A 1141-nucleotide genomic window follows, 5' to 3' on the forward strand; every position below is an offset into this window, starting at 1 on the left:
GGGGCGAAGACTTCCCTGTCCCCGAGACGTGTTTGCATGCCCTTGCCGAGGAAGAGATTGCGTCCGGCGGGCACCTGGGTGTCGGGGAGGTCCAGGGTGATGCGCTGTTCGTCGCGCAGGGCGCGTCCGGCTTCGTCGAGGCGTGCCTTGGCCTCGCTGACCCGGGAGGCGTGCATTGTCCCGGATTTGCCCGCGGCCTCCTGTGCGCCGCGTTTCATGTTGCCGGCGAAGATCTTGGGCAGACCGGCGTTCTTGAGGTTGCGGGCGGCGTTGCTGGCGCGGCGTTCGGCGCGTTCGCGGGCCTGCTGCATCTCCCGCTTCTCGCGCTTGAGCTCCTGCTCGGCGTTGCGGACGTTTTTCTCGGCGACTTCCTGCTCGGCGCGTACGGTCTCTTCGTACTCGGTGAAGTTGCCGCCGTACAGGCGTAGTTCGTCGCTGCCGAGTTCGGCGATGCGTTGCATGCGGTCGAGCAGTGCGCGGTCGTGGCTGACCAGCAGCAGGCAGCCGGTGTAGTCGGAGAGCACGTCGTAGAGCTTGTGCCGGGCCTCCAGGTCGAGGTTGTTGGTGGGTTCGTCGAGCAGGAGGACGTCGGGGCGCTTGAGCAGCTGGGCGGCGAGGCCGAGGGAGACGATCTGGCCGCCGCTGAGCGTGTTCAGGCTGCGGTCCAGGGTGAGGTCGGCCAGGCCGAGGCGGTCGAGCTGGGCGCGGGTGCGCTCCTCGATGTCCCAGTCGTCGCCGATGGTGGTGAAGTGCTTTTCGTCGACGTCCCCGGATTCCACGGCGTCGATGGCCTGGATGATCGGGGCGACGCCGAGCACCTCGGCGACGGTGAGGTTTCCGGTCAGGGGCAGGCTCTGCGGGAGGTAGCCGAGCGTGCCGCCGACGGACACCGAGCCGGTGGTGGGCTTCAGCTCGCCGGCGATCAGTTTGAGCAGGGTGCTCTTGCCGGAGCCGTTGGGGGCGACCAGGCCGGTGCGGCCGCTGTTCACGGTGAAGGACAGGTCGTGGAAGACCGGGGTGTCGTCCGGCCAGGCGAAGGAGAGGTTCGAGCAGATGATGGACGCGTCGGACATGGAGGTGACCTCGAAAGGCATGAGGGCAGAGATCAGACTTCTGCCCTGGGCAGACGTGGGAAAAGGGG

At 67.6% G+C, this 1141-nt stretch carries 1 protein-coding gene; it reads right to left on the bottom strand.

From position 1 onward, the window contains the following. Positions 1–1073 (bottom strand): ATP-binding cassette domain-containing protein (locus tag ACNPQM_RS44155; RefSeq protein ID WP_418088416.1); only part of this gene is annotated, 1073 nt, incomplete at its 3' end. Positions 1074–1141 lie beyond the last annotated feature (68 nt).

Source organism: Streptomyces sp. NPDC056231, assembly GCF_048270745.1.
In the GTDB taxonomy this organism is placed as follows: Bacteria; Actinomycetota; Actinomycetes; order Streptomycetales; family Streptomycetaceae; genus Streptomyces.